At 35.9% G+C, this 23,915-nt stretch carries 26 protein-coding genes and 2 pseudogenes; all 28 read right to left on the minus strand.

The genetic code is table 11. The annotated features are described in order from the left end of the window. Positions 1–51: 51 nt before the first annotated feature. Positions 52–1,305: an anti-sigma-I factor RsgI family protein gene (locus tag HYG86_RS00090; protein ID WP_213166964.1), complete on the minus strand. Its 1,254-nt coding sequence runs from the start codon at positions 1,303–1,305 to the stop codon at positions 52–54. A gap of 76 nt (positions 1,306–1,381) precedes the next feature. Then, complete coding sequence (locus tag HYG86_RS00095) at positions 1,382–1,981, minus strand: RNA polymerase sigma factor (protein ID WP_213166965.1); 600 nt, start codon at positions 1,979–1,981, stop codon at positions 1,382–1,384. 372 nt (positions 1,982–2,353) lie between these two features. Then, the gene (locus tag HYG86_RS00100; RefSeq protein ID WP_213166966.1) at positions 2,354–2,839 is read right to left on the minus strand and encodes a pyridoxamine 5'-phosphate oxidase family protein; all 486 of its coding nucleotides are present in this window, start codon (positions 2,837–2,839) and stop codon (positions 2,354–2,356) included. Positions 2,840–2,887: 48 nt separating this feature from the next. Next, entirely contained in the window at positions 2,888–3,313 is a 426-nt protein-coding gene (locus HYG86_RS00105) for a YolD-like family protein (protein WP_213166967.1), read from the minus strand. Next, positions 3,310–4,833 carry a Y-family DNA polymerase gene (locus HYG86_RS00110; RefSeq protein WP_213166968.1) on the minus strand — a complete coding sequence of 508 codons (1,524 nt, stop codon included), beginning with the start codon at positions 4,831–4,833 and terminating at the stop codon, positions 3,310–3,312. The genes HYG86_RS00105 and HYG86_RS00110 overlap by 4 nt, the downstream gene beginning before the upstream one ends. A 59-nt stretch (positions 4,834–4,892) precedes the next feature. Beyond that, positions 4,893–5,090 (minus strand): (2Fe-2S)-binding protein, encoded by a 198-nt coding sequence (locus HYG86_RS00115; RefSeq protein WP_213166969.1) that lies wholly within the window; start codon positions 5,088–5,090, stop codon positions 4,893–4,895. Positions 5,091–5,543: 453 nt separating this feature from the next. Further along, complete coding sequence (locus tag HYG86_RS00125; protein WP_213166970.1) at positions 5,544–6,035, minus strand: VanZ family protein; 492 nt, start codon at positions 6,033–6,035, stop codon at positions 5,544–5,546. After that, positions 6,035–6,787: an SEC-C metal-binding domain-containing protein gene (locus HYG86_RS00130; protein WP_213166971.1), complete on the minus strand. Its 753-nt coding sequence runs from the start codon at positions 6,785–6,787 to the stop codon at positions 6,035–6,037. The genes HYG86_RS00125 and HYG86_RS00130 overlap by 1 nt, the downstream gene beginning before the upstream one ends. 577 nt (positions 6,788–7,364) lie before the next feature. After that, positions 7,365–8,165, minus strand: a complete 801-nt coding sequence (locus HYG86_RS00135; protein WP_213166972.1) for a phosphotransferase — start codon at positions 8,163–8,165, stop codon at positions 7,365–7,367. Between the two features lie 240 nt (positions 8,166–8,405). Beyond that, a pseudogene (locus HYG86_RS00140) lies at positions 8,406–8,557 on the minus strand (four helix bundle protein); the annotation flags it as partial. 156 nt (positions 8,558–8,713) lie between these two features. Further along, a complete protein-coding gene (gene def / locus HYG86_RS00145; RefSeq protein ID WP_213166973.1) occupies positions 8,714–9,172 on the minus strand; it encodes a peptide deformylase in 459 nt (152 codons plus the stop codon). Next, on the minus strand, positions 9,173–9,409 hold the full coding sequence (locus HYG86_RS00150) for a helix-turn-helix transcriptional regulator (RefSeq protein WP_213166974.1): 237 nt from the start codon (positions 9,407–9,409) through the stop codon (positions 9,173–9,175). Between the two features lie 292 nt (positions 9,410–9,701). After that, positions 9,702–9,875: a hypothetical protein gene (locus HYG86_RS00155; RefSeq protein ID WP_213166975.1), complete on the minus strand. Its 174-nt coding sequence runs from the start codon at positions 9,873–9,875 to the stop codon at positions 9,702–9,704. A gap of 339 nt (positions 9,876–10,214) precedes the next feature. After that, positions 10,215–11,090, minus strand: a complete 876-nt coding sequence (locus HYG86_RS00160; RefSeq protein ID WP_213166976.1) for an EcsC family protein — start codon at positions 11,088–11,090, stop codon at positions 10,215–10,217. A 592-nt stretch (positions 11,091–11,682) separates the two neighbouring features. Continuing rightward, complete coding sequence (locus HYG86_RS00165) at positions 11,683–12,414, minus strand: hypothetical protein (RefSeq protein WP_213166977.1); 732 nt, start codon at positions 12,412–12,414, stop codon at positions 11,683–11,685. Between the two features lie 147 nt (positions 12,415–12,561). Continuing rightward, positions 12,562–13,314 (minus strand): IS21-like element helper ATPase IstB, encoded by a 753-nt coding sequence (gene istB / locus HYG86_RS00170; RefSeq protein ID WP_213166978.1) that lies wholly within the window; start codon positions 13,312–13,314, stop codon positions 12,562–12,564. Then, complete coding sequence (gene istA / locus HYG86_RS00175; RefSeq protein ID WP_213166979.1) at positions 13,314–14,792, minus strand: IS21 family transposase; 1,479 nt, start codon at positions 14,790–14,792, stop codon at positions 13,314–13,316. The genes istB and istA overlap by 1 nt, the downstream gene beginning before the upstream one ends. A 109-nt stretch (positions 14,793–14,901) precedes the next feature. Next, the gene (locus HYG86_RS00180) at positions 14,902–15,102 is read right to left on the minus strand and encodes a transposase (RefSeq protein WP_213166980.1); all 201 of its coding nucleotides are present in this window, start codon (positions 15,100–15,102) and stop codon (positions 14,902–14,904) included. A 154-nt stretch (positions 15,103–15,256) separates the two neighbouring features. Continuing rightward, positions 15,257–15,700, minus strand: coding sequence for a hypothetical protein (locus HYG86_RS00185; RefSeq protein WP_213166981.1), 444 nt, complete (start codon positions 15,698–15,700; stop codon positions 15,257–15,259). 69 nt (positions 15,701–15,769) lie between these two features. Continuing rightward, positions 15,770–16,489, minus strand: a complete 720-nt coding sequence (locus tag HYG86_RS00190; protein ID WP_213166982.1) for a hypothetical protein — start codon at positions 16,487–16,489, stop codon at positions 15,770–15,772. A gap of 570 nt (positions 16,490–17,059) precedes the next feature. Further along, positions 17,060–18,034, minus strand: coding sequence for a caspase family protein (locus HYG86_RS00195; protein WP_213166983.1), 975 nt, complete (start codon positions 18,032–18,034; stop codon positions 17,060–17,062). A 17-nt stretch (positions 18,035–18,051) separates the two neighbouring features. Beyond that, positions 18,052–18,423, minus strand: a complete 372-nt coding sequence (locus tag HYG86_RS00200; protein ID WP_213166984.1) for a TIR domain-containing protein — start codon at positions 18,421–18,423, stop codon at positions 18,052–18,054. A gap of 17 nt (positions 18,424–18,440) precedes the next feature. Then, positions 18,441–18,779 (minus strand): hypothetical protein, encoded by a 339-nt coding sequence (locus tag HYG86_RS00205; protein ID WP_213166985.1) that lies wholly within the window; start codon positions 18,777–18,779, stop codon positions 18,441–18,443. 38 nt (positions 18,780–18,817) lie between these two features. After that, a complete protein-coding gene (galE, locus tag HYG86_RS00210; protein ID WP_213166986.1) occupies positions 18,818–19,810 on the minus strand; it encodes a UDP-glucose 4-epimerase GalE in 993 nt (330 codons plus the stop codon). A gap of 2 nt (positions 19,811–19,812) precedes the next feature. Next, a pseudogene (locus HYG86_RS00215) lies at positions 19,813–20,409 on the minus strand (UTP--glucose-1-phosphate uridylyltransferase); the annotation flags it as partial. 402 nt (positions 20,410–20,811) lie between these two features. Then, a complete protein-coding gene (locus HYG86_RS00220) occupies positions 20,812–22,548 on the minus strand; it encodes a DUF2326 domain-containing protein (RefSeq protein WP_213166987.1) in 1,737 nt (578 codons plus the stop codon). After that, positions 22,539–22,781 (minus strand): ABC-three component system middle component 6, encoded by a 243-nt coding sequence (locus tag HYG86_RS00225; protein ID WP_213166988.1) that lies wholly within the window; start codon positions 22,779–22,781, stop codon positions 22,539–22,541. Before HYG86_RS00225 ends, HYG86_RS00220 begins: the two co-directional genes overlap by 10 nt. Next, entirely contained in the window at positions 22,778–23,689 is a 912-nt protein-coding gene (locus HYG86_RS00230; RefSeq protein ID WP_213166989.1) for an ABC-three component system protein, read from the minus strand. Before HYG86_RS00230 ends, HYG86_RS00225 begins: the two co-directional genes overlap by 4 nt. Between the last annotated feature and the right edge of the window lie 226 nt (positions 23,690–23,915).

Below are 23,915 nucleotides of genomic sequence, written 5' to 3' on the forward strand. Positions count from 1 at the left end.
CTATATTTTATTGCATAGATTTTAGATTTTTTTTGGAGGTTGTGCCTTGAGTTAATCATTGGTGTCAAAGGAAAGGATTTTACCAGTGTAGGCATCTATTTCTAATTCGTATTCCCTTCCGTTATATTCCACTTCCACTTCATAGATGAAACGACCATCCTCTTCTTCCAGTTCAATTTCTTCAATTCGCCCACCACCTACCCTGCCAAGGGCAATTTCCTTTGCACCATTGATCCCAATTAGTTCATCCATTTTTGGGTCTCCTTCATTCCAATCGTCGTCATCAAAGTCATCAATATCAATTTCCTTAATCCGCCCCGTATAAGCATCCATTTCGATTTCATGCTCATATCCGTTAAAATAAATGGTAATTTCATATTCAACATCATCGTAATCATACCCGAATTTTACCGCAACCCCGCCTCCAACTTCACCTAATGCAATTTCTATGGCTTTCTTCACACTCAATCTTCCCAGCGTAGGTCTTGGTTCAAACTTAGGCTCAGGCTTAGGCTCAGGCTTAGGTTCAAGCTTAGGCTCAGGATTAGGTTCAAGCTTAGGTTCAGGATTAGGTTCAAGCTTAGGTTCTGATTTATCATCAATGTCCGGTATACGAATTTTTTCGTAATCATCATCCGAATCAATTACTCTATCAAGCTCTAATCCTGTTTCAAGTGACAAAATCAGTAATTTTTCTAAACTTAACTCTACTAATTCTTCCAAAAGGAAGTCAGGGTTGAGAATCATTAGGTTTCGGATAAATGTAATTTTCCCCATGGAGACCTGATAGGTTTCTGCAAATTCTTCCAAAGTATTGCTTTTCTCTAAGACCTGGCGCAGAACCACAAGTTTAAGATCCTCATTTTTGAAATACTCATGAATTCTGCGATCGAACATTTGAACCACTTCTAAGCTTTTATCCTGATCTTTGTTTAGGACTGAAACTAGCATCACTTGTCTTGGATCTTCTAATATACCTTTTTCCATAAATTGATCCAACAATTGTTGTTGAACGAGGTCCAAGTCCTTCCTTCGGTAATCGATGGATTCCACAATCTCTTTGCCTTCTTGGTTAATCCCTATAAGTTCAATCACTTGGTTTTGACGATTTGTGACGATTTTAATTCCGGGATTCACATCAAAATAGATGTAGCTGTCAGGGCTAAGAAAGTATTGGTACCATCCTGTAAACGCCACAAGGATGAGTATAAAAGAAAGTCCGATGGTTAATGGCTTCAGAAAGCTTATATGAATTTTGTCCTTTTTCTGGTCAGTAATAGCATCGTGCTTTAGCAATTTTTTCATAGGGGCATCCTGTATTGATTGGAACAAATCTACGGGTGCTTCATTAACTGACCGTTCTAATCGCAGACGAATTTCTTTATTCTTCAAGATGCTTCCCCCTTATCAGTAATTCCGCACGTAATTTTTTTAGAGCTCGATGATATTTTGACAACACTGTTGCAATGGGCATATCAAGATTTTTTGCCAACTCCCGGTGTTTAAAGCCTGCAACACTATGAAGGATAACAATCTGTCGTTCCTCTTCACTTAAAATGTCCATTGCTGCCGTCAATACCATGCGATCCTCAGGATCCGATACATAGGAAAATTTCGTATCATTTTCGAAATCCAAGGACTCGGGATTAACAAACCGTTGATACCATCGTATCTTGTTTCGAGTCAAATTTTTTGCGATGGTAAACATCCATGCTAGTGGTTTTCCCATGGGTTTATATAAATGGGCTGCTGTACGGATTTTTATAAACGTGTCCTGTACAAGATCTAATGCATCCTCATGATTTTTCACCATGGAGAGGATAAAAGCATACAAAACAACGTGAGTAGACTGGTAAAGCTCTTTTAGGGCTTCCGGGTCATCATCACCTATTCGTCGAAAAATTCTTTCATCTATATGGGGTAATTTAGGTTTTTCCTGTTTTGGAACTGGGTTCCCCAGTACGTTTGCAAATAGTATCATCGTGAGCTCCCTTCACTTCACTCAGTTAACCACCGAGACATCAATTTTATTGCATAAATCTAAAAAAATTTAACCTAAATTCCTACATCAGTCTAATTATGTTATCGGGATATAAAAGTGTCAAGTAGATCGAGACACTTTCCAAGAAAAAACAGTAACCTTTAACTGAGACAGCCACAGTTAAACCAACTTCTTATCACAAATTTATGTAAAGGCACAAAAAAAGCAGCAGACTATAGGTTCTACTGCCTAGCTTGGTAAATTTTTCATAACATCTTTACGTCTACTATCTCCTTCTACATCATCACTTACACTTCTTTCAACAAGTAATTCATTTGTTGGTTATGAACCCTTGATCAAGGGATCTTGCATCTACTTCTTTGCTCTCACCAATTCTTTAGCCTCTTTGCCAGTTATGTGGTCAATATCAATTGCAATGATATGAGATCGTGTACATCCTGCTATTTCTTTATGTTTGGCTTCTTTTGGCTGATCCCCTGAGTACTTTTCAACCAAAGCTTCAAAAGCATTAAACCATTCATCACCTTCAACAAATCTTGCTCTTCCGAAAGCGATTACGCTCCGGAAATAAGTAGTATATTCTTCACTTACTATTTTGTCTTCATCAATTACTGAAAATGATACCTTCGAATTTTTAGTAATAGCATCAATCTTGTGCCCTGCCTTTGCAGAGTGAAAATATATCTTACCATTGTAATAAACATAGCTAAGTGGAACTGCATATGGATAGTCATCATCACCTATACAAGCCAGTACACCATTGGTACATCTTTCCAATACAGCAATCGTGTCATCGATTGATAATAACTGTTTCTTTCTTCTCATTTCCCTAAACATATACTTTTACCTCCCTTTGACTTATATCCCTTAATATAAGTTATCATGTTATTTAAGAATTGCTTCAAATATCTGCCCCTCAATGCTAATGATCTCGTCTATGGGGATTACAGTAGCATCGGTCATAATAACAACCCGTTCATAGATGTCTATCTTTTTAGCCCTGCCAGTTGCAGTAACATATGCCCCGCCGCTCTTCTTTGCATCTGGTTGAAAGTAGGTGATTGCCATTTCAGGATGCTCATTAATGCTATCTGCTAGGATTTGTAACCTATGGTTCAAGATGTCCTTAGTATATTCGTCCAATTCTACTCTCTGGTCAGTTAATCTTGCAGTTTCTTTGATAGCGGCATCATGTCCAGTCAGTGCAGCAAATGGGGAAAACTGAGCTGCCCGATTAATGGCAGTCATAGGAGGGCGTTTCGTAGAGACATGACGCGGTAGATTGATGATGTCATGGTATTTACTCGTCATGCCTTATGCCCTCCAATCTGCTTGTTTCGGTCTATTGTGGTAGCCCCTTCCTCCAGATTCATACCCCTTAGAACGGCGTTTTTGCCGTATTTCTTTTTTATCTGAAGCATTGCTTTCTGAATCTTTTTTTCACGTGCAAGTTCGGCTTCTTCTTCCTCTTTTTTCACATTCACAGTCTCGTAATCTGTAAAGAGATCAAGCTGTTCATATGTATCTTTTTCTTTAGCATTTGCCTCATCCACAACATGATTCGCTGCAATGTTGACTCTCCTGACCAGGAGATTTTTATCAACGATGCGCTCAAACAACTCTGTGACGGCACCCATGATTAGCTTTGTAGAGGATGTCTGTCTACCAAGATTTGTGGTTCCATGTGCAGATTTCGGAACAGCACGCCCATAGTGGTCAGTGGTAATCTTCCCGTGATATGATTTCGTTTCTTTAGAGTTTGACAGATTTTCAATATCATATCCAACTGTCAAAACAAGCTGGTCCGTCACAAGCCTTTTGTCCACTAAATCGAGGACAAGGAGATCGGTCATTTCCCGCACAATCAGCTTCGCTTTGTCAAAGGTATAGGCAGATTGCAACACTTGCCCCGATCCAATACTGTTTGTACTTGGCTTATATGCTTTAATATCAGCGATAGTACATGGTTCCCATCCCCATGCATGGTCGATTAACAACTCAGCATTGATGCCGAACAATTTGTACAGTAAATCCTCATTGTAATAATCGGTGGCTTTACCTAGGGAGCATCTTGCAATATCTCCCATAGTAAAGAGACCTTGATCCTCCAGTTTCTTGGCGTAACCTTTGCCAACACGCCAAAAGTCAGTTAGGGGCCGGTGTGACCAAAGCAAATGGCGATAACTCATTTCGTCAAGTTCAGCTACCCGCACACCGTTTTGATCAGCTGGGGTATTCTTTGCCTGAATATCCATAGCTATCTTGCAAAGATACAGATTTGTGCCAATTCCAGCTGTTGCAGTAATACCGGTGGTTTTAATAACATCCGTAATCATTTTCGTGGCAAGTTCACGGGCTGAAAGATTGTAGGTGTTCAAATAATTGGTAGCATCAATGAATACCTCATCAATGGAGTAAACATGAAGATCTTCAGGGGCGATGTACTTCAAATAGATATTGTAAATCTGTGTACTGTACTCTATATAACGCGCCATTTGAGGCTGAGCAACAATATAGTCAAGGGAGATACTCGGTGAGGATTTCAATTCAGAATCGTTGAAGGAAGCACCGGAAGAAACTCGCCCCGGTGCTTTGCTTTTTCGTAATGCGTTTACTTCCCTGACCTTCTGCACTACCTCAAACAGCCTCGCCCTACCAGAAATGCCGTACCCTTTTAATGAGGGAGATACAGCGAGGCAGATGGTTTTTTCTGTACGGCTTGCATCAGCAACAACTAGGTTAGTTGTCATGGGATCAAGTCCTCGTTCTATACACTCCACCGAAGCATAAAAGGATTTTAAATCAAATGCCATATAGGTTCTATTCTTCATTTTACTCTTCAGTGGCCTCCTTCAAAAATTATCTGTTTTTCCCTCTCTTTTAGCTCATACTATTGATTTTTATTCAGTATCTTAACAATATTACAAGAACAGCATCTCTTTGTTGGACTTAATTCTTTACATTTACCTAGGGTGCAAGCACCTGTCATATCTCTAATGTCTTGTAAAGATTTTGCTCCATTTGCCATAGCTTCTAGTATTTTTCCCTTACTAACACTAGAGCAATAACATATTATTTCATTTTCCATACCTAACACCCACTTAATATTTTATTAAACTACACAAACAAAATTTTAATTATACATATTATAGCACATACATTCTATCATATAAACTTACACTTTGGGTTATTACAGCTACTTTATCCATTTTCATTAGGTTTTTGGATTTTCTAGTAAGGAAGCCTCTAAAATAGTAATAAAAAAGGATAGGATCTAAGCCCCACCCCATTATATCTCACTACTACCTCTACTCCTCATCCTCAATTAACCTTGCGACACTCTGGCCACACTTCTGACACTTCCCACTGAGTAGATTACCAAACTCATCATTTTGAATTGAGTAATCTACTATGGTTGTGACACCGCATTTTACACAGAACACGTTACTAAGTAATCTCCCTTGGATGGTCTTGGTAATGGTGTTCCAATTTTCATTGCATTAAAGTCTATTACTGACATTGGTTGTCACCTCCTTAATCCTTAAAATATACCACCGTTCTCTCCCCTAGCTCGAACCTTTTCCATCACGTTAGTTAGTCCCAAATAAACCCCTATTCCTACGCTGGAACCGGCACTATCAATTATAACATCCCTTACTTCCCCGCTTCTACCAGGGACAAATAGCTGATGAACCTCATCACTAATGGCATAGAGTATACATATGGATAGAGCGAAAACTATCCCTTTCCAACCTTCTACTACACTAACATTGAGGGCATTTATAACCAACACTCCAAGTATTAGGTAAATAATAAAATGGGCGTTCTTCCTTACTATATGGTGTAAATACCTTATATCCAACTGCTCTGCCAAACTTGGAGCTACTCTTTCAACTGTCTGTACAACAACCTCAACTACACCTTTGCTCATTTCCTGAGATTGGGTTGCTGGTTGGGCTGACATGTAAAAGATGAGTCCCATCCAAAGTAATACTAAAGTCCATGAAAATATCTGTTTACTATATTGCCCCATTACTTTCCGCAGCATTTTTTATATTTCTTCCCACTATCACAAGGACATGGTTCGTTTCTACCTACTTTTTTTGGTCCACTCTTTTTATTTGTGGTATCCATTTCCTCGAAGTTCATAAAGCCAGGGAATCGTTCTTTAGGAAGCGGCCTTAAATTAGGCTTTTCTATCTTTTCAAATATCTCATTTGGTGTATGCCCGTTATTTTCCCAAAGTCTTGTATTATTGGCAAGTTTCATTACTAATTCCATCAGTTCTGAAATTTGCTTCTCGCTTTTAAAACTAATTTCATTCCTATTAAAAATATCAAATATAGTGCTAACAGAAAAAGCAAATTGGCATATTCCCTGAATGTCTTCACACAATATTTCTGCGAAATGCTCATCGCCATCAGTTAAGTTATTAGCTATGTAACTAAGTAAATCCTCATACTCCTTGGGAACCTCAAAGTAGGTTTCGTTTTTATACTTTAAAAGCTCCTCCTTCTTTGGTATGTAAAAAGGCTTCCCCTTACGCTGCATTAACTGAGTCTCAAATTCATCAAACTCCATTATAGTTTCACTAACAAAGTAGTCCCCGTTAATTTCAACAAAGTTTTTGGCAAGCATCTCTGGTGCTTCTTTCATTATTTTGTCTATTACTTCCAAATCTATCTTCTCATCATTTTGAATATTGCAAATCTCTAAAACCTTATCCTTATGTACTAGTCCATATAAGTTCGTTAGCGACATAATGTAATCTATTACTTGGTTCATTGGTATCCTCCTAAATTTCAATACAGTTATTTAAAAATGCCGGAAAAAGGCTCATAATGTCATTTTACCACTATTGCCTAGAAAATGCTTGGAAATGGTGGTATTTCTTAAATTCGGCATAAAGCTTTAGTCTTCAAACTTCATTGTGTGTTCGTTTTCGTTTTTGATATTCGCTATCAAGCTCCATGCTCAGTAGGTTGATTGTAATCATAACAATCTTTTTCTGAACTATACTTATGCTCAAGAGCATCATTTACTGTTCCAATGATTGAAAATTCAAATTCCTTCCTTGACATTTCTATGGAAGACAAGAACTTCTTGTTACCTTTGAAAGACTTCCATAATAATTTCTTATCTTTTTCATCAAGATTTATCTTGTACAAGAGATTTGAGAGAGAAACAATCAAATTTGTCTGCTTATCATCAACATTTTTTTTATTGAAAGCTATGAATTGCTTCTGCTAAAGGAATTTTCTTTCCCTTGTGGTTCTTCATCTAGTTGATTTTTCTCTGCATCAGAGGTATTCGTTTTAAGGTAATCTCACTAAATGTAGGATTTGAAGCATTGTACATTAGTTTAATCCCTACAGTTATCAGACCTTCTCTCTTCTTCAGGACATTCGCCACGACGTGCCACATCTATGACATCTAGATAGTCCTGTATCATATTTCTACTTACATTCATTTCCCGTAGATATGAGTCTGCCAGTGCTACCTTTAATTTCAGAAGCATTTCTTTATCTTTAATATCATTGGGTACGGGGGTGTACTCCACTAAAAAAACAGTTCTCGCAACATCAAACAAATAAACTCCTCGACATATGTTCATAAAGTCTAATATTGCAGGTTTGCCATTGGAAATCATAATATTACCTGGGTGAAAGTCTCCATGACAAAGAACATCTCCCTCTGGTAAAGCATTTAGCTTCTGTAATATTTTCTCTAGTTTGACAGGGTCAACATTTCGAGCTCTTAAAATATCATGCTTTAATAACCCTTTATAATCGGGAACTTTATCAACGGAATTATCTAGAATTTCCTTATGCAATTTGGCCATCAGTGAAGCACATTCTTCCACATTACCTGTTCTCATAACCCACTCTACCAATGAGTATCCTTGAACCATATCATAAATGATGCCCATTTGACCCTCAACTTTAATCATCTCATATGCTTGTGGTTTTAAAAATCCCATTTTCTCTATCATCTTTGCATTAGAAAATTCTCTTTCCACCGCATCTTTTGGATAGCCTTTGTTAAAAAGTTTTAGGACTTTTTCATTAGACAACTTATACACAGTTGCCGTATTACCAATACCAAGTACTTTTCCATCTACCAATGTACACACCAACCCCTCTTTGGAATACAACTTTTCCATCTGTTCTAAGTATACTTTATTCCACGCCTGACTGAAAATTCCCTTTAATAACTGCAAAAGCACTCTTAAAAGGTCCGTATGGATAAAATATTAAGGTAATTATATCCCCCCATACAACAAAACACACACACATCCCTAGCTACTAAGCCCATGTCTCAGCTTACTAATTTGGATGAATTGTGGTTTAAACCTCTTAATGAACTCTAGTTTACCTGAAGGTGGATGGGGTCAGTACTGCAATAGTGCAATATTCATCTTTGATAAATAGTCTTTCTTACTCTGAGCGAAAAGAGCTTCTTTAATATTAGCACCAATACTAGTTCCTGAACGCAATATCTGTTTAGATAAAACATACTCTCTTTTAGATTCTAAAGAAACTGATATAGCTTGATAGCTTTTACGGCAAAATTAAAAGCCTTATCATACCTATACTCTTAACCAAAGAACCTACCTCCAATTTATTATTTATTATTTATTATTTATTATTTAATGTAGAGCAGTCTTTCTGATTCGAAGGCAGCTTTTAGTAACCTGACCCCATCCTGCATCTATTTTATGCTAGCATATTCCGTAACTAAATCAGTGAATAGGACACCGTCTAAATGATCTATCTCATGGCAAAAACATTTTGCCATATCCCCTTTTCCCTCCAATATGATTTCTTGACCATATTCATTTAATGCACGGATTTTAACTTTAGCAGGCCTTTTTAATTTTCCATAAATATTTGGCATGCTCAAACATCCTTCAATTACCTCCTGAACTCCTTCGGCTCTTATAATCTCAGGATTGACAAGCTTTATAAGCCCCTCTCCCATATCAATTACAACCAAGCGCTTTAGTATCCCTACTTGAACTGCTGCTAACCCGCCACCATTTTCTGTGTCGTACATCGTGTCTGCCATATCGTCTAATATTTTCCTTATTCTATCATCCACTACATCCACTGGTTTGCTTTTTTTCCTAAGGATTTTATCACCAAAGGGTCTAATTTGTCTTATGCCCATTTAAACCACACCTCTGCTTTGCTGAGCCCTGGATTTTCTCTGGCTTTCCTCAAAAAGAAATATCTCTTCAATGGAACATTGGAATACTTTGCTGATGTCAAAGGCCATCCATATGGAAGGTTCATATTTCTCTGTTTCAATGGCATTAATCGCTTGCCTCGAAACACCGATAAGCTCACCTAATTGCTCTTGAGTAAGTCCATGGCTTTCCCTTAGTTCCTTTAACCTGTTTTTCATATCTCATCCTCCTGTAATGTTGACCTTACACCTAAAACATATCATCATTGGTTTATCGTGTCAAGTCAACCTTACTAACTTCTAAGTCTATGTTACGTCATACCCATTATCCTTTGAGATGTTATATGCATTGATTGGTACAAAGAAGAACTCGTCTTCTGGGAAGCCATCTGGTAAAACATTAAACTGCTTCTAGCATGGAGGGTTTTGCAGAGGTCACTATCCTTTTTACAAATAAAAATAGAAATAAGTTCTTGAGCTTTATGCTCATCACTCATTTCTATCAACTTTTTTAGCGAGATAATATTCTTTTTAATTTTTTCTCACCTCGCGACTCTTGTTCTCGTGAAACTAATCCTCTCTCTATTTTAACACTCTTTGGAGGAGTATTAGCTATTTTCAGAAAAGAGTCAACAGCTTTCTTAGTATCTAGCACAAATTTTTTATCAAAAGATGATGTTGCCATTTTTTCTCCTCCTTCCAGTAATTTAAACTTTATCTTTGTAAGTAAATTTATATCAAAACTACAATAGGATTGTCGATACAAAATCTACCATTATAGCATTCCCGCTCTTCATCATATGTCTTTCCGCCTTCCATGTACTCTGTCCATCTTTTCCTGCCAAGGGCGAGGATGCATGTAAATATATTCCAATTAGGTGCAGGAGTAGCTACATTATGTAAAGGTGTAGTGAAGAGCCATATGCCTTAATAGGGCCCGTGCGGTTCTGTGAGGGGTTGGAATCGCGAGGTTCCGCCTACTCGACCTGTCAGTTAGTGTCTGACAACATGCTCTCTTGTCAAACTATGCTAAAGAGTCAAATAGTATCTCTGTCTCTAACTTATCCTCCAAATACCTTTTTTTGTACATCATATTCGCTACCTCAGCTATGTCCTTAATGAAGCCGTAGTTAAAAAAACCTCCAAATACTCCGCCTACCATTGGAATCCCTTTTAGTAATGTTTTACGAGTGAGCCTTTTACCTACATTTTTCCCTACATTTCTTGCTGCAATAATTACAGCATATTTACCTCCAATTTCCTCTAACTTCATAAATGAGAACCTTTTTATGGCTATTCTGAGCATTTGCAACTCCGCCTGTATTGCAATTTTCCCACTAGTTTTTACTGCTGTTCCAAAAGATAGAAGCTTAATCATATATAGTTTTTCTATAGGGTCTTCTGGGTCATAGCCATAAATTGCTGCTATCTGTTGCATTACTCTAAAAGTCAGAGTGAAGAATATCGGAATGTCAATTATAGCCGCAGTAATATCACCTAGTCCCATTACAAATCCCTCAACTCCTCCAGCCACCTTGTTCTCAAACACAACGCCTCTAGCTAACTCATCCAATTTAGAAACATCGACTTTAACTAAGTCTTTTAAAGAAGAAACTCCGTCATTCTTAAATCTCTTAACAGCCTTATCTTTATCGTACGTATACTTAACCAAATCTTGACCCGCGTCCATACAACCTACCAGCGCAGTTTGTGTAGCTTCAGTAACCTTACCAGATAATTTTCTCACATACTCAGGACTAGCCTTTGAAACTTTATCTAGAGAGTTTGAAATAAATTGGCCACTCTTTGCTAGTATTTTATTCTGATTTTTTTCAATATAATTCTTTTCCCATATCTTAACCTTTCTTAATTCTAGCAGTTCAGTACTACTTAACTTCATTAACTTATCCCCCTCAAAAATTAATAAGAAAAAATACAAAACTGGAACCATATAACTTATCTTTCCCTTCTGCTTAAAACCTTAAATTTACAAGGTTTGAAAACTAGTAAATTTAATCTTGAACTTAGTATTGATTCACAATTAAAAGTGACCACTAATTAACGAGTAAAATTGCTCATTAAGCATACACATCAAGAAATCTCTAAAAAATTTGACAAAGAGCCAAAAAAACACCACAACCCATCAAGGCTCAGTGGACTATATCTGCAGCTTACCAATTTGGATGATTTGTTGTGTATTTTATACACAATATTGTGAGAATATTTAATAACTTATTAATTTTGTTCCCGGCACCGTCCACCCTCTAGTTATAGCTAATACTACTAATTTATTCAATAATTATCATTTTTTACCACTCACGACTAATACTTATCACTCTATGGTTTAGCCTTATATGGCAGTTTTTTACACCCTTTATCATCCGAAACACCACTCCGGGGGCTCAATGTAAAAGGTGACCATGTCGTAGATGCTATATTGACACAGTAATTAAGTGGCATTTAAACATAATTCAGTATTTAATGAAAAAGAGTCAGGACTGCAATAGTGCAATTCCATCCTCTGTCATTCTCTTCACTTCCTGCGAAACAGTACCTTCCCCTTTAATTCTAGCAATAACTGATGGTGATATGTTCAGGATCTTCCCTAGTTCAATGTTAGTAATCTCAGCATATTTTGAACAAAGTATAACAATAGCTTTGCGAGCATTAACATGCTTCCTATTTTTACTTTTTTTGGTGATTTCATCTAAACTCATATTGGATATTACACTAACACACTTGATTATTTGCATAACACTGTATTTATTATTAGGAGAATTAGTTTTCATCTCTTTGACTTCCTCTAATGTAGCATATAGCTCTTCTTCATCGAAAGTAAACTCTTTTATATCTAGCTTTCCCTGTTCTAAATTCATAAAACGCTTATACTCTTTTAAGCCACGCTTAATAACTTTACCTAACATTTTTAGAACAAACTCTACCTCTACTACTGACTTTGTATTCACTTTAAGATAGTCTTGATGGCTACTCCACTTATAATTAAGACCTTCTTTCATCCATGCTTTAACAGGGTTTCTGTGTATGTACTTCACCAGTTGCAGCAAGTAGGAGTCTCCATCAACCAGTGTTGCTTTATATCTCTGTTGGAAAACATGACCAGTCCTATCATGCTTAATATTATAATTTTGGGTAAAACTTTGTTGTATTCCTTGCATGATTTTAGATAAAGCCATATCTCCAGTTTCTATAAGTGCGAATGTCAACGAATTTTTTTACCACTTGCTATTCAATTTGTTTACCACTAGTGATATCGAAAAAGTTTACCACCAGCATAGTTTTTGCTACTCAAAAAGTTTACCACAAAGTTGTTTAATAATAGGAAATACCCAACGAGTATTTCCTTAGTTTAATTAACCCAAATCTTGTTCGGAGTTTTCACTGCGATATGATGTGCCATTCATGTTAAGTACGTGAGATCTAAATGTAAGTCTATCAACTAATGCAGCGACCATTGTTTCGTTTTCAAATAGGGTTGTCCACTCTGAAAACTTTAAGTTAGTAGAAACTATGACGCTCCTTTTTTCTGCTCGATCTGCAACAACTTTGAAAAGTAACTCTGATTGATGTCTATTAAACGTCAAATACGACATTTCGTCGATAATCAATAAATCTGTTTTAGCTAACTGTTTTTCAAACTTAAGTAGGCGTTTATACTCCATGGCCTCAATTAGTTCATTAGATAAGTTAGCAGCAGTATAGAACTTAACATTTAATCCCTGCATACAGGCCTTTATTCCTAGAGCAATCGAGCAGTGAGTTTTTCCTCTTCCAGTGTTACCAATCATGACTATGTTTTGTCTCTTTCTAACAAAATCACATGTAGCAAGCTCGTGGAAACACGCCTCTGAAACATATTCGTATCTGTTTAAATTAAGTTCGTCGAATGTTTTTATGTAGGGGAACTTTGCGGCATTTATCTTCCTCTTTTGGCTGCTTTCCATTCTTGATAATGACTCCATTTTTAGCAGTTCTATGAGAAAGTTCTCATAGCTTTTATTGTTATCTAACTGCCGTATTACATCGTCGTACCTGTTGAAAGAAGGTACTTTTAACTGCTTTGCGTAAAGCGCAATCGTCTCTGCATTTACATTTATTTTACTCATTAATGCACCACCATTCCATATTTTTTATCATATTGATTAAGATCTACTGGTTCTACAGGGACCTCTTTACTCATTTTAATGGTTGGTACATTAACGGGTTTATTTAAATAAGTCCTTATCATATCTACGGAAGGTGCTGTGGTGCTAGGTATAGACCTTTTTAAATCAAGGATATACTCTTCGCCATAGTCTAGACAGAGGCGTAAAAGTTTAACCATTTCCCTATTACCACCTGGCAGTTCTTTTCCCCATTTAAGAAGTTCGCTTGTTACATTCTGTTTAACAGGCTTTGCGTTAAATACAGATCTTGGCTTTTTCTCAATTAAGTCAATGTAGTGCTCTAGCTGATATTGAGTGTGCCCAGAGTGATATGCTCTACTGTGTGCAGCAATCTCAGTATTTTGGTATATCACTCGAATTGTATTTCCATAGCCCTTGACTGTTACTTCTTTTCTTAGATATTTAGTAGGCACTGAATAATAATTCTTTTCATAGCGTACCGTTGAATAATCATCTACGGTCGCTACGATTGATTTACTAGTATCAAAGCGGAATGAGGGTATGGAACTAAGGTAAGGCAACTCTTCTGTATACATTGTTTTTACAGAATGAACTCGACCGGCTATATGGTGCTTTTCTCTATATTTCAAACAATCATCCCAAAGTCTTTGGTTCAATTCTTCGATATTTGAAGTCCTAGGAATTGGGACTAGGAAGTTTCTCCTTGAATATCCCACTAAGTTTTCAACTAGCCCTTTTTCATTCCCTTTAGCAGGATTGCAAAAGTCAAGATTGAAGGCGTAGTGAGCGCTAAATGAGAGATATCGTTTCTGTGGTTTAGCATAAATTCCAAAGCCTTCTTTTACCGCCACCTTAGCATTATCAAAAATAAGGCGAACTGGGATACCACCGAAGAAGTCAAACATTCTTTGTTGAGCTTCCAAAAAAGATTCTTCGTTAGCTGATTTGAATACTTGGACGAAGATATCACAGCTGTAACAAAGCCTAGCACAAAAAGTGTATAGCTTAGTTTTTTCATTGCTAAGATATACAGTTGCTTCACCCCAATCTATCTGAACAGCTTCACCAGGCTCATAAGATAGGGGGACATTGCTTTGAGGAGGAACTTTTTGTTCTTCACGTAAAGCCTTAACAGCTTTCCGTATTGTAGACTCTCCACCAGTAAATCCTTTTTCCTTAACAAGACGATCATAAATCTTCTTAGCAGTGTGTTTTTGTTTCTTTACATTTTCTCTTTTATCCAAGTCAAAACATTCTAAGATAAAGGATTTAACCTCGTCAGTTACTATGTCCGGATCTCTTTCATATGACTTTCTGGACTCTGGGTGAGAAGAGCCGTCATAGTACTTTTTAACCGTTGGTCTTGAAATTCCTAATCTTTTTGCAATGGATCTTTGAGACTCTCCTCTAAGAGCACCCATTCTAATTTCTTTGTATATATCCACTTCTATTTTCACACCCTCACCTCCCGCAAAATATATAGCTATATTTTACAGGATTATTTGATAGGTGGTAAACAAATTCAGTAGCGTTAGGTGCCCAAGTGGTATACTTTTATATTAGCATTTACACTATAAGCATGTGTACATGGTTATCCATTATACAATAAGCATATATCTTAAAGTAATAACGTTCTTTATATTTTTCAATAAGGAATAGGTATAATTCCTTATCTTCATCGTCACGGAGATTAAACTCCCCGTTATTCCCTCTACACATAACGTGGTAAAATGCTCCTGGATACTCGATTCTAGGTTTCCTTGGCATAAGAGAACACCCCCCAAAATCTGAATAATTTCTCAATTACTAATTCTATATCTATAGAGTGATTTCCTTTATTACGACAAAAAAACCTATTGAATTAAAAAATATCCTCTTTGATGAGGATATAAAAATTTTCGATAAATTATCTATATAAATTTTACCTAAAACTATCACATTTGTGGGAGAATTGCACAATTGCAGGCCTGACCCCAATTCTTCCAGCGCATCTTGCAGCGACTTTGTCTCTCCTGTCCTCTGCCCATGCATCATCCAGCTTGCTTTGTGCTTTAGCAATATTCAACGGGCCTGATTTTTTATTGGGGATACTGTACTTCAATAATGTATTTCTAATCGGACCTTCAAAAATCGCTCTTGGACTGCAAGCATAAAAATCACTGGCGGGAGTGAAATCTTCATCAACCATCTTGCCAATTAATGATGTCAGTACAACTTCTCTAATCCCAAAGTCCTTAGATTCAAAAATCCCATCTAAGTCAGGCTTAAAGTTATCTTCCATAGTATACTCTCCATCGTTTGCCTTTTGAATGTAGCCTTCCATTAGTGTAACAATCAACTCATTACGTTCTCCTGCTTTCATCATGTTCCTCCCTCCGTTTCTGTAATTCTTTGTTCTAATGATCTTGTAATACTGTTCTAATCCTAAATACATCTACTTAATGGTTCTAATCAAGAATTTCATCAATAGGCTTGTCAGCTCAATCATATATTCTATTTCATTGACGTTCACATTATCATCATGTTTTATGTAGGTATTCTGGTAATCCTTATAGTAGTTAATCAAGGCATTAAACATATTCCTTAACTCTTTAGATACTTCCGTTTGTTTAAGAGCTTGTCCAATTTCAGCTATTTGGTTCTCTAGACTTTTCCCATTCCCTAGTATTTCTTTAAGTAATAATTCAAAAGCCAACCTCATATCATCAAGAATATTGCGTTCATAAATTCTATTGTCATATTTAACTAGAGCCTCGTTATATACTTTCAATGATCTAGGATACTGACTCAACCAATGAATAGTCTCCTGAACTAATTCGAGTTCACTGATAAGTATATCAGTATATAGTTTTCCATACTTTGATAAGAGCTTTGTTTTTAAAGCCTTAGCATCCTCATTACCTGCAAAATCAGGTAAATCACAAAGCTCCTTAATGATGAAAAACTGCTGTTCATCATTAAATGCCATTATATTTTTTCTCAGTGCAGTTCTCTTATTAGGTGCAGAATCCGGAAACGGATAATTACTATAAGGTATATTTACGTCGAATTTCACCGCATAAGCAGTGGAATACTCAGCTATTTTACTGCCAGATAACCCAGTATTGGTTTCTCCTAAGACATCCGATGCATATGTTATAAATGCACTATCCATCAAAACACTCCTCCCCATATCAGCAAAATATTCTGACACCTTCATTTATAAATAAAACGGACAAAGCTATCTAACTTACTCTCTTCATGCCCGTTCTCTTCGATGTGTTATGTCTGTATTATTCTGTTATGTCTTTATTCTTTATTTGTCCGTTCTCTTTCACTGCTCATCAGGATTGTCAAACTTATTCTCGGTGTCAATGTAATCATGCATATCTGCAATATCATCTTCACTACCGATCTTGATACCAGCCTATTTTCCTATCTGTTTATTCTGTATAGCTGCTCATCTCTCCATCACCCTAATCAACTTGTCCACTTGTCCGTGCCCGGTACCTCTAAAATCTAAGCTTTAGTTGATATAACCCTTATTACTTCTAAGCCTCATATAAGATTCCCAAAATTTACTTATGTGGTGGAATAGTTTCTTGGTGACTTTTGGGGGCTTAAGTGACTTGCCTGTAGGGACCAGAAGATAGAATAAAATGCAGATGCAAAATCAACTGGTCCATTTATCTGTGCCCAGCATCTCTCAGATCAGAATCTTTAATATCGGCAAATAATACTGTCTCTAAATTCTCTCTTTTTGAACAAGACGTCGATAATGTTCTCCCAAAGCTGTAAGTCGACACGATTTACTCTCCATCGCAGCATTCCACATATGTTTTGCATCAACTGGAACCAATAAATTTAATCTATTATACTTCTGTAAGATTGCGAATATTTCTGTATTTTCTTCAATCGGATCTGGCATGTCTTGATCTCGGCCCTTCATCTCTGGCTCATAAGTAGGATCAAGTTTAAACTCATATCCAGCATCAGGAAAATATTCAGCGATTAATCTTAAATCGTCCAATGATATCGGAGGTGCAACTTTTCTTAGGGACACAAATTGTTTAACATTTGTTTTGAATACCGGTCTTTGCTCCCAGGCTCCTAATGACTGATCAATATGTGCATATATGCTGCCGGGAGTTACTTCTCCAATTAAATTAGCAGCACTTCCACTTAATGCATCAACTAAAAGTGTTGTAAATACTCCTCTTCCATTTTCTTCTGATGCGTATTGATCTTTTGTTGAGGCAGTTAATACTGTAACTCCTTCATTTATATTAGCCACTTGAGGACTTGATACGTCTGAACCAGCAATTCCTGAATGACAACTATCCAAAATAATAATTTTATTTTTTGCTGGTGAATTATTCGCATAAGTTATAATTTCAGAAAGAGATACTCCTTCATCACCCCTTCTTGAATCACTAGCCATTATGTAACCGCCTGATGATTCTATATGGCCATGTCCTGCAAAATAAAATAATACAACTTCAATGTCTTTCTTAAATAATTCCTCGATATTATCTTTCAAATCTGCTCTAGATACTAAATCAGTTGGTCCAGTACCCGTCATAATTTCACAATCGAAATTAACACCGCCTCCATCGTTTCTTTCAAGTATCGATTTCACAGAATAGGCATCATTGACACAACCAAACAATGGTGAACCACTTTGATAATAGTTTATACCTACAATAAGTGCAGCTCTCATACATCCACCCCCTCAATCTATAAACTATCAATAAAATTAGTTATATTATCCCAAGTCCAAACTTTTGTATTTACTCCTTCAATGTTAGTTCTGTCATCTTTATATGCCCATACACCTAATATTTTTTTCTTCTCTTCTTTAGCACACTTGATTTCCCATTTTTGACCACTTGAGCTAAGAGAATTTTTACTCACCAATACTATAACACCATCCGACCTTTTAATTCTAGTTCTCACCCTATCTTTCCAATCAGTTGCATAAGGTTCTTTCACAGACATATCTACATATTCAAATGGAGAATTTGTATTTAATGACTGTCCTTTTAAAAAATCTCTTTGTCTTTCATCCTCTATTGCAAAAGCAATAAAAACCACTTTTTTCGTTCCCATTTTATACCTCCTCGAATTTATATTTCCCAAGATCTACATTCTGTTTCAACTTTATCCGATACTAGTGATATTAATAGTAACAAACCATCATTTTTCTTTACAATCCCATATTTTCTAGATTCATTTCCATTAATATACCCTGAGTAATTACCAAAGTACTTGTTTAAACCCTCAACATCATAAATTCCATTTATGAAATCAACATTAAGTGATTCTTTAAATCTTTCAGTGATAAACTCTATTACATCTTCATTATCGATATGCTTTTCTATCTCTTCAATTGTTACAGTTTTACCTGCTGAAATCAATGCTGTAATCTCTAATACAAAAAGTCCTAATCCAGTTAATTTTGCCATCTTTTCCCTCCTTTAATTTGATTTGTTCATTAGTCGGTTTACTTATTGTTCTGTTCAAATCTCCACGCATCTCTGACCATTTCGTCAATCCCAAGTTCAGCCTTCCAGCCTAGATTATTCTCAGCTTTGCTGGCATCAGCGAAGCTGATCGAAATATCGCCCGGACGTCTTCCGACTATCTCATAAGGAACAATAATATCATTGACCTTCATAAAGGTGTTGACAAGTTCTAAAACTGAAGTGCCTCTGCCGGTTCCAAGATTATAGATCTTAATGCCATTTTTAAGATTCTCAATAGCCTTCACATGGCCTTTAGCGAGATCAACAACATGGATATAATCACGAACGCCTGTCCCATCTATTGTATCATAGTCATTTCCAAATACACTTAACTTCTGTAACTGTCCCTTAGCAACTTTAGTAACAAAGGGCATCAGATTATTTGGAATGCCATTAGGATCCTCTCCAATCAGTCCACTCTCATGAGCACCAACTGGATTGAAATATCTTAATAGACTAACTGAAAAATTAGGATTTGCTATTGAAATGTCTGTCAATATCCTCTCGCTCATCGCCTTCGTTTCACCATATGGATTGGTGGTTTTCTTAAGCTCCATGTCTTCTTTAAGTGGAGATGGCTGGTCACCATACACCGTTGCAGATGAACTGAAGACAAATTTACCAACTCCATACTTCACACACATCTTGCTAAGTACCATCGTACTTACCAGATTATTATAATAATACTCAATTGGCTTGGAAACAGACTCACCTACTGCCTTAAGGCCAGCGAAGTGAATTACACCATTAATTTTATGATTATTAAAGATTTCCTCTACATTTGCTTCATCCGTCACATCGATCTGATAGAAAGTTGGTTTAATGCCCGTTATGGTAGATAGCTTGTCCAGCACTTCAATCTTTGAGTTTATAAGGTTATCAGCGATGATCACTTCATGGTTGTTTTTAATAAGTTCTACTACCGTATGGCTGCCAATAAAGCCTAGGCCTCCGGTTACTAATATGTTCATCTTCATAACCCTTTTTCCTTAGCTACTATTTTTTCAAGATAGTCCAAGAAGTCATCTCGTAAATCATCCCTCTTAAGTGCAAATTCCACGGTGGCCTGTAAAAAACCGAGCTTATCACCTACATCATGGCGTCTTCCTTCAAAGTTGTAAGCATACATGGCTTCTCTTGTTGCAAGTTCTTTTAACGCATCTGTTAACTGAATTTCTCCACCTTTACCGGGTTTCGTATTTTCTAGGATTTCAAATATCTCTGGATTAATAATGTAGCGTCCCAGAATAGCAATATTTGATGGAGCCTCTTCCATTGAAGGTTTTTCCACTAGATCTTTTACCCTGTATACTCTATCTTCGATTTTTGTACCAGCTACAATCCCATACTTATTTGTATTCTCTCTTGGGATTTCCTGCACACCTAAGATTGAAGTTTTGAACTGATCATACATTTCAAGCATCTGCTGCAGACAAGGCTTCCCGTCCCCATTTTCAACAATATCATCACCAAGCATTACAGCAAAAGGTTCATTTCCGACAAATGTCTTAGCACAGTGAATAGCATGACCTAAGCCTTTAGCTTCCTTTTGACGGATGTAATGAATGTCCGCCTTGATACGAGATGGATAAAAATATGGCCAATATCCGCCTATAATTTGCAATATTATTGAAATTTGGACCTATATGAGCATATTATGTATTGACTTTCAGAGCCTCTTCCCTCACAAAAATTAAATTGAGACATAAAAAAAGAGCCCACCTCGTTTAAGAGATGAGCCTTACTGATAAATTTCTTTTATATTATATGTAGTTTTAGTAGTTTTAATTGCTTTTCCTAAAGAGTTTTTTTATTTATGAGCTATATCACATAAAACCGCTAACAAAAGAACTTTACTAAAAAACCAGCAACCCCACCAAGGCTGAGTCTAAGCTCTGGACTTTACTGAACTTAGATACATTATTGGTGGGGTACAAAACTAAATTGAATTTCTTAGAATTAATAGTAGCTGTTAATCATCATTAATATCTATAGTAATACCCAAGAGCTTCTCTGATTCATGATCATCCGTAAGAGTCAGTACTGTATTATCATTAATGATCTTCTGGAACAATTCAGGTTCCAGATAATCTTTAATTTCATTGAGCTGGTTTTGGTTCACTGTAGCAATATATTGTTTTTTTGAATCCACAAACTCTTCATATACAATCTTAAAGAGCTCGGCTTTTTGCCTTTCGTCGATACCATCGAAAAGTCTACTGTCATGAAATAGAAAATTGATATTATGATTTTGGCCCTTAAATAATAGTGTCATGTCATAACAAAAGATTTTAACATTATTTATACCATCTGAATTGTCTGACTCAATTTTTGCATCAATATTGTATCGTTGGAGATTCTCTCCGTCATTATTGCTAACTGACAATCCCGCAACAGCATTCGGATAAAACCTTTTAGCTAAGCTTCTAAAGTAATCTCTTAATACATTGATTTCTGTCTCAATTTCAGCAAGGAAGTTCTCCGCTATTTCTGATTGCTCTAGTTGAATTTTTTCCGCATCTCGTAATTTTTCTTTATACTCTAGTTGAAGAGATTGGTATTTTTTTAAACTCTCTAGTTTGGTTTTCAAGTGAGCGCTCTTATCACTAAGTGATAAAAATACATCAAGCGCTTGATGATCTCCAAGATACTTCATTAAATGATCAAGTTCATTTTTAAGTTTATTTGCCGTCTGGGACTTTGCTGCAATCTCAGACTCAAATTTATTTTTTTGTTCAAGAAGTCTTTTTTTCCTGTTTGAAACTAACTTCTCATAAAATCTTTCTAAGTCGTTAAGAGTTTTTTGCAGATTTTCAGAAAAATGTACGTTAGCTTCTTCATATACTTTGGCAATATCATTCTGATCAGTTTTTGATTCCATATTCAAGCTCTTGTTTACAGACTCAATGTTATTTTGAATTAGAATGATTTTATTATTGAGTGCGAATAATTCGCTTTCTATTCTATCCGCTTCTTTTTGCACATCACGGTAGTCTTCTGCAACCTTGAAATTGCTAAGATTTCTATTTAATTTCTCTATTTGTTCTTCCAAATCAACTATAGTCAATGTAACATCTTTATTTCCTGTAAAGAAATCCCTTAACAATTCATCATTCTTAAAATTACCTTCTAATGTTTTAATTCTATCTTGCTCTTTTTTAATATTATATTTTTTCTGAGCTAGAAAAACATCAAGTCCTAGCAGAAATGCATTGTACAGCATTGTCTGATACTGGTTATAGCTACTTGAGGCTCCATTGAAATCTACATACCATTTTTTATTAGGTCTTATGAAAAATGGGAACAGAGATCTAAAGCTCAAATGTGAAATATCATCCGGTATATTAAAACACACAGACTCCATTTTAGCGTTAAATTTTGTTAGCGTAAGCTCTTCGTCATTTAATATGATCTTATTTGGATTATCCGTCGATCTCTTAGCTGTATAATCTACTCCTCCAATAAAAAACTCTAAATAAAACTCCCAACCTGGGAGCTTGTTACAGAAGGATGTATAATTTTTCTTTTTCGACCCCATGCAAAAATGTATTATATTAACTATAAGAGATTTTCCTACACCATTGTATGTTTTGCCATTACTCTTATTTTCAGGATCCTTCTGCTTAGCAACAATAAAACTTAATCCGGTTTCGTTAAATTCCACTGTCCTAAAGCTGGACTTATTAGCATAGACCTTCTTTAATTGCATCTTACAACACCCCCATCTTTTTCTTCAACAACTCCAATAGAGTAAAGAAAAACAAGAGTGAGTAACAAGTTGTCAAAACTATGTTTTGCAACATATTGACTCTTTGATAAATCATTCTGATATTCATTCCATAACGAATCTATTGATTTTATAGAATCGACTTTACCTAATAAATATGCACCAAAACCTAGTAGGGATTCTGAAAAATGGGTATGTTTAGTTGGTACTATCATTCTTCTCCCTCCTTAAAAGGTTCTTCGAAAATGTCACAAGTTTCAAAATACTTAGACATTATAACGATAACTGTCACTTGATATACCTGCTGCTTTTTCGGACTTAGTTGGTTAACTATATTCCAGAATAGCTCATCTCCACTATATTTCTCTTTTTCTTGAAGATAAACTTCATTTAATTTATCTCTCAGTAAATCCGCAATAAAATCGCTATTATTCGAAAGATAATCGTTTAAGTAAACCACTCTCACAAAAGCACTGTTTAAATACTCTGCTGTAACTTCTGAAAGATCGTTAAACTTTATCTTCTCATTAAAATCAGGAACTACTAAGCTAGGTTCTTTCTTTAAATCTATCGGTAAACCCATAATATGTGAGATTACTTCATTAAGGATAGAAAAATCCATGTTTTTCAAATTGCTCGGGTCAGGCAGAAAACCTACAATTCTAAAAATTTGATCATCCTCTAGTGAAAATACTTCATTTTCTAAATCTTTAGCAGTAAGAATCTTAGCATCTTTCAACTTATAAGTATCTTTAAGACCTTGAATTAACTGTTCACAATCGGCGTTAACACCTCTATATTTATCATTTACAACAAAGTAAAAATTATTAACGGGAGACCACTGCTCGACTAAACCTATAAAATCTGTTTCTATTTTTTTAACGAAATCAACATATGATTTTGTGATGTCTTCAGGAGCATAAACTTGATAATATGTGCCCTCACTCTTTATATACCCATCATTTTTCCGATCCCCGATGTTTCCCCAAGGTTTAATTGATTGGAATCCTTCATGCGCATAATACATCGTCTGAGTAAATATATCTTCAAATGCCTGCCCATTTGCTTCATGTATTTTATTTTTGAATAGTATTCTTGCTACACTTCGCTCCTGAACATTCATTAAATCAAACCTCCTGAAAGAATATTATCACTACTATTATAAAACAAATCTATCTATTTGTAACCTGTTTTCTAAAAGGTTTATTATATCACTTTGTGTTACTTCATGCAACTAGCCGAGTATTAACCTTCTTTAAAATTTAGGGGTTACATTAGGTATACCCATAAGGTTTACATCTTCTATCCTATTAAGAATTTTCCTGCAAAATTATAGCCATAGCAATTAA

Origin of the sequence: Alkalicella caledoniensis, from assembly GCF_014467015.1 — a bacterium.
GTDB lineage: Bacteria > Bacillota > Proteinivoracia > Proteinivoracales > Proteinivoracaceae > Alkalicella > Alkalicella caledoniensis.

What these genes read in the sequence shown, in the direction of transcription:
- HYG86_RS00180 (WP_213166980.1), bottom strand. Translation starts at nt 15,102, where the DNA reads ATGCCAAGGAAACCTAGAATCGAGTATCCAGGAGCATTTTACCACGTT.
- HYG86_RS00125 (WP_213166970.1), bottom strand. Translation starts at nt 6,035, where the DNA reads ATGGGGCAATATAGTAAACAGATATTTTCATGGACTTTAGTATTACTT.
- HYG86_RS00200 (WP_213166984.1), bottom strand. Translation starts at nt 18,423, where the DNA reads ATGGGAACGAAAAAAGTGGTTTTTATTGCTTTTGCAATAGAGGATGAA.
- galE (WP_213166986.1), bottom strand. Translation starts at nt 19,810, where the DNA reads ATGAACATATTAGTAACCGGAGGCCTAGGCTTTATTGGCAGCCATACG.
- HYG86_RS00100 (WP_213166966.1), bottom strand. Translation starts at nt 2,839, where the DNA reads ATGTTTAGGGAAATGAGAAGAAAGAAACAGTTATTATCAATCGATGAC.
- HYG86_RS00190 (WP_213166982.1), bottom strand. Translation starts at nt 16,489, where the DNA reads ATGGATAGTGCATTTATAACATATGCATCGGATGTCTTAGGAGAAACC.
- HYG86_RS00105 (WP_213166967.1), bottom strand. Translation starts at nt 3,313, where the DNA reads ATGACGAGTAAATACCATGACATCATCAATCTACCGCGTCATGTCTCT.
- HYG86_RS00160 (WP_213166976.1), bottom strand. Translation starts at nt 11,090, where the DNA reads ATGAAGTTAAGTAGTACTGAACTGCTAGAATTAAGAAAGGTTAAGATA.
- istB (WP_213166978.1), bottom strand. Translation starts at nt 13,314, where the DNA reads ATGAGTAAAATAAATGTAAATGCAGAGACGATTGCGCTTTACGCAAAG.
- HYG86_RS00110 (WP_213166968.1), bottom strand. Translation starts at nt 4,833, where the DNA reads ATGAAGAATAGAACCTATATGGCATTTGATTTAAAATCCTTTTATGCT.
- HYG86_RS00135 (WP_213166972.1), bottom strand. Translation starts at nt 8,165, where the DNA reads ATGGAAAAGTTGTATTCCAAAGAGGGGTTGGTGTGTACATTGGTAGAT.
- HYG86_RS00185 (WP_213166981.1), bottom strand. Translation starts at nt 15,700, where the DNA reads ATGATGAAAGCAGGAGAACGTAATGAGTTGATTGTTACACTAATGGAA.
- HYG86_RS00225 (WP_213166988.1), bottom strand. Translation starts at nt 22,781, where the DNA reads ATGATAGTACCAACTAAACATACCCATTTTTCAGAATCCCTACTAGGT.
- HYG86_RS00230 (WP_213166989.1), bottom strand. Translation starts at nt 23,689, where the DNA reads ATGAATGTTCAGGAGCGAAGTGTAGCAAGAATACTATTCAAAAATAAA.
- HYG86_RS00150 (WP_213166974.1), bottom strand. Translation starts at nt 9,409, where the DNA reads ATGAAAAACAGGTTAAAGGAACTAAGGGAAAGCCATGGACTTACTCAA.
- HYG86_RS00130 (WP_213166971.1), bottom strand. Translation starts at nt 6,787, where the DNA reads ATGAACCAAGTAATAGATTACATTATGTCGCTAACGAACTTATATGGA.
- HYG86_RS00195 (WP_213166983.1), bottom strand. Translation starts at nt 18,034, where the DNA reads ATGAGAGCTGCACTTATTGTAGGTATAAACTATTATCAAAGTGGTTCA.
- HYG86_RS00155 (WP_213166975.1), bottom strand. Translation starts at nt 9,875, where the DNA reads ATGGCAACATCATCTTTTGATAAAAAATTTGTGCTAGATACTAAGAAA.
- HYG86_RS00095 (WP_213166965.1), bottom strand. Translation starts at nt 1,981, where the DNA reads ATGATACTATTTGCAAACGTACTGGGGAACCCAGTTCCAAAACAGGAA.
- HYG86_RS00115 (WP_213166969.1), bottom strand. Translation starts at nt 5,090, where the DNA reads ATGGAAAATGAAATAATATGTTATTGCTCTAGTGTTAGTAAGGGAAAA.
- HYG86_RS00220 (WP_213166987.1), bottom strand. Translation starts at nt 22,548, where the DNA reads ATGCAATTAAAGAAGGTCTATGCTAATAAGTCCAGCTTTAGGACAGTG.
- def (WP_213166973.1), bottom strand. Translation starts at nt 9,172, where the DNA reads ATGGGCATAAGACAAATTAGACCCTTTGGTGATAAAATCCTTAGGAAA.
- HYG86_RS00205 (WP_213166985.1), bottom strand. Translation starts at nt 18,779, where the DNA reads ATGGCAAAATTAACTGGATTAGGACTTTTTGTATTAGAGATTACAGCA.
- HYG86_RS00090 (WP_213166964.1), bottom strand. Translation starts at nt 1,305, where the DNA reads ATGAAAAAATTGCTAAAGCACGATGCTATTACTGACCAGAAAAAGGAC.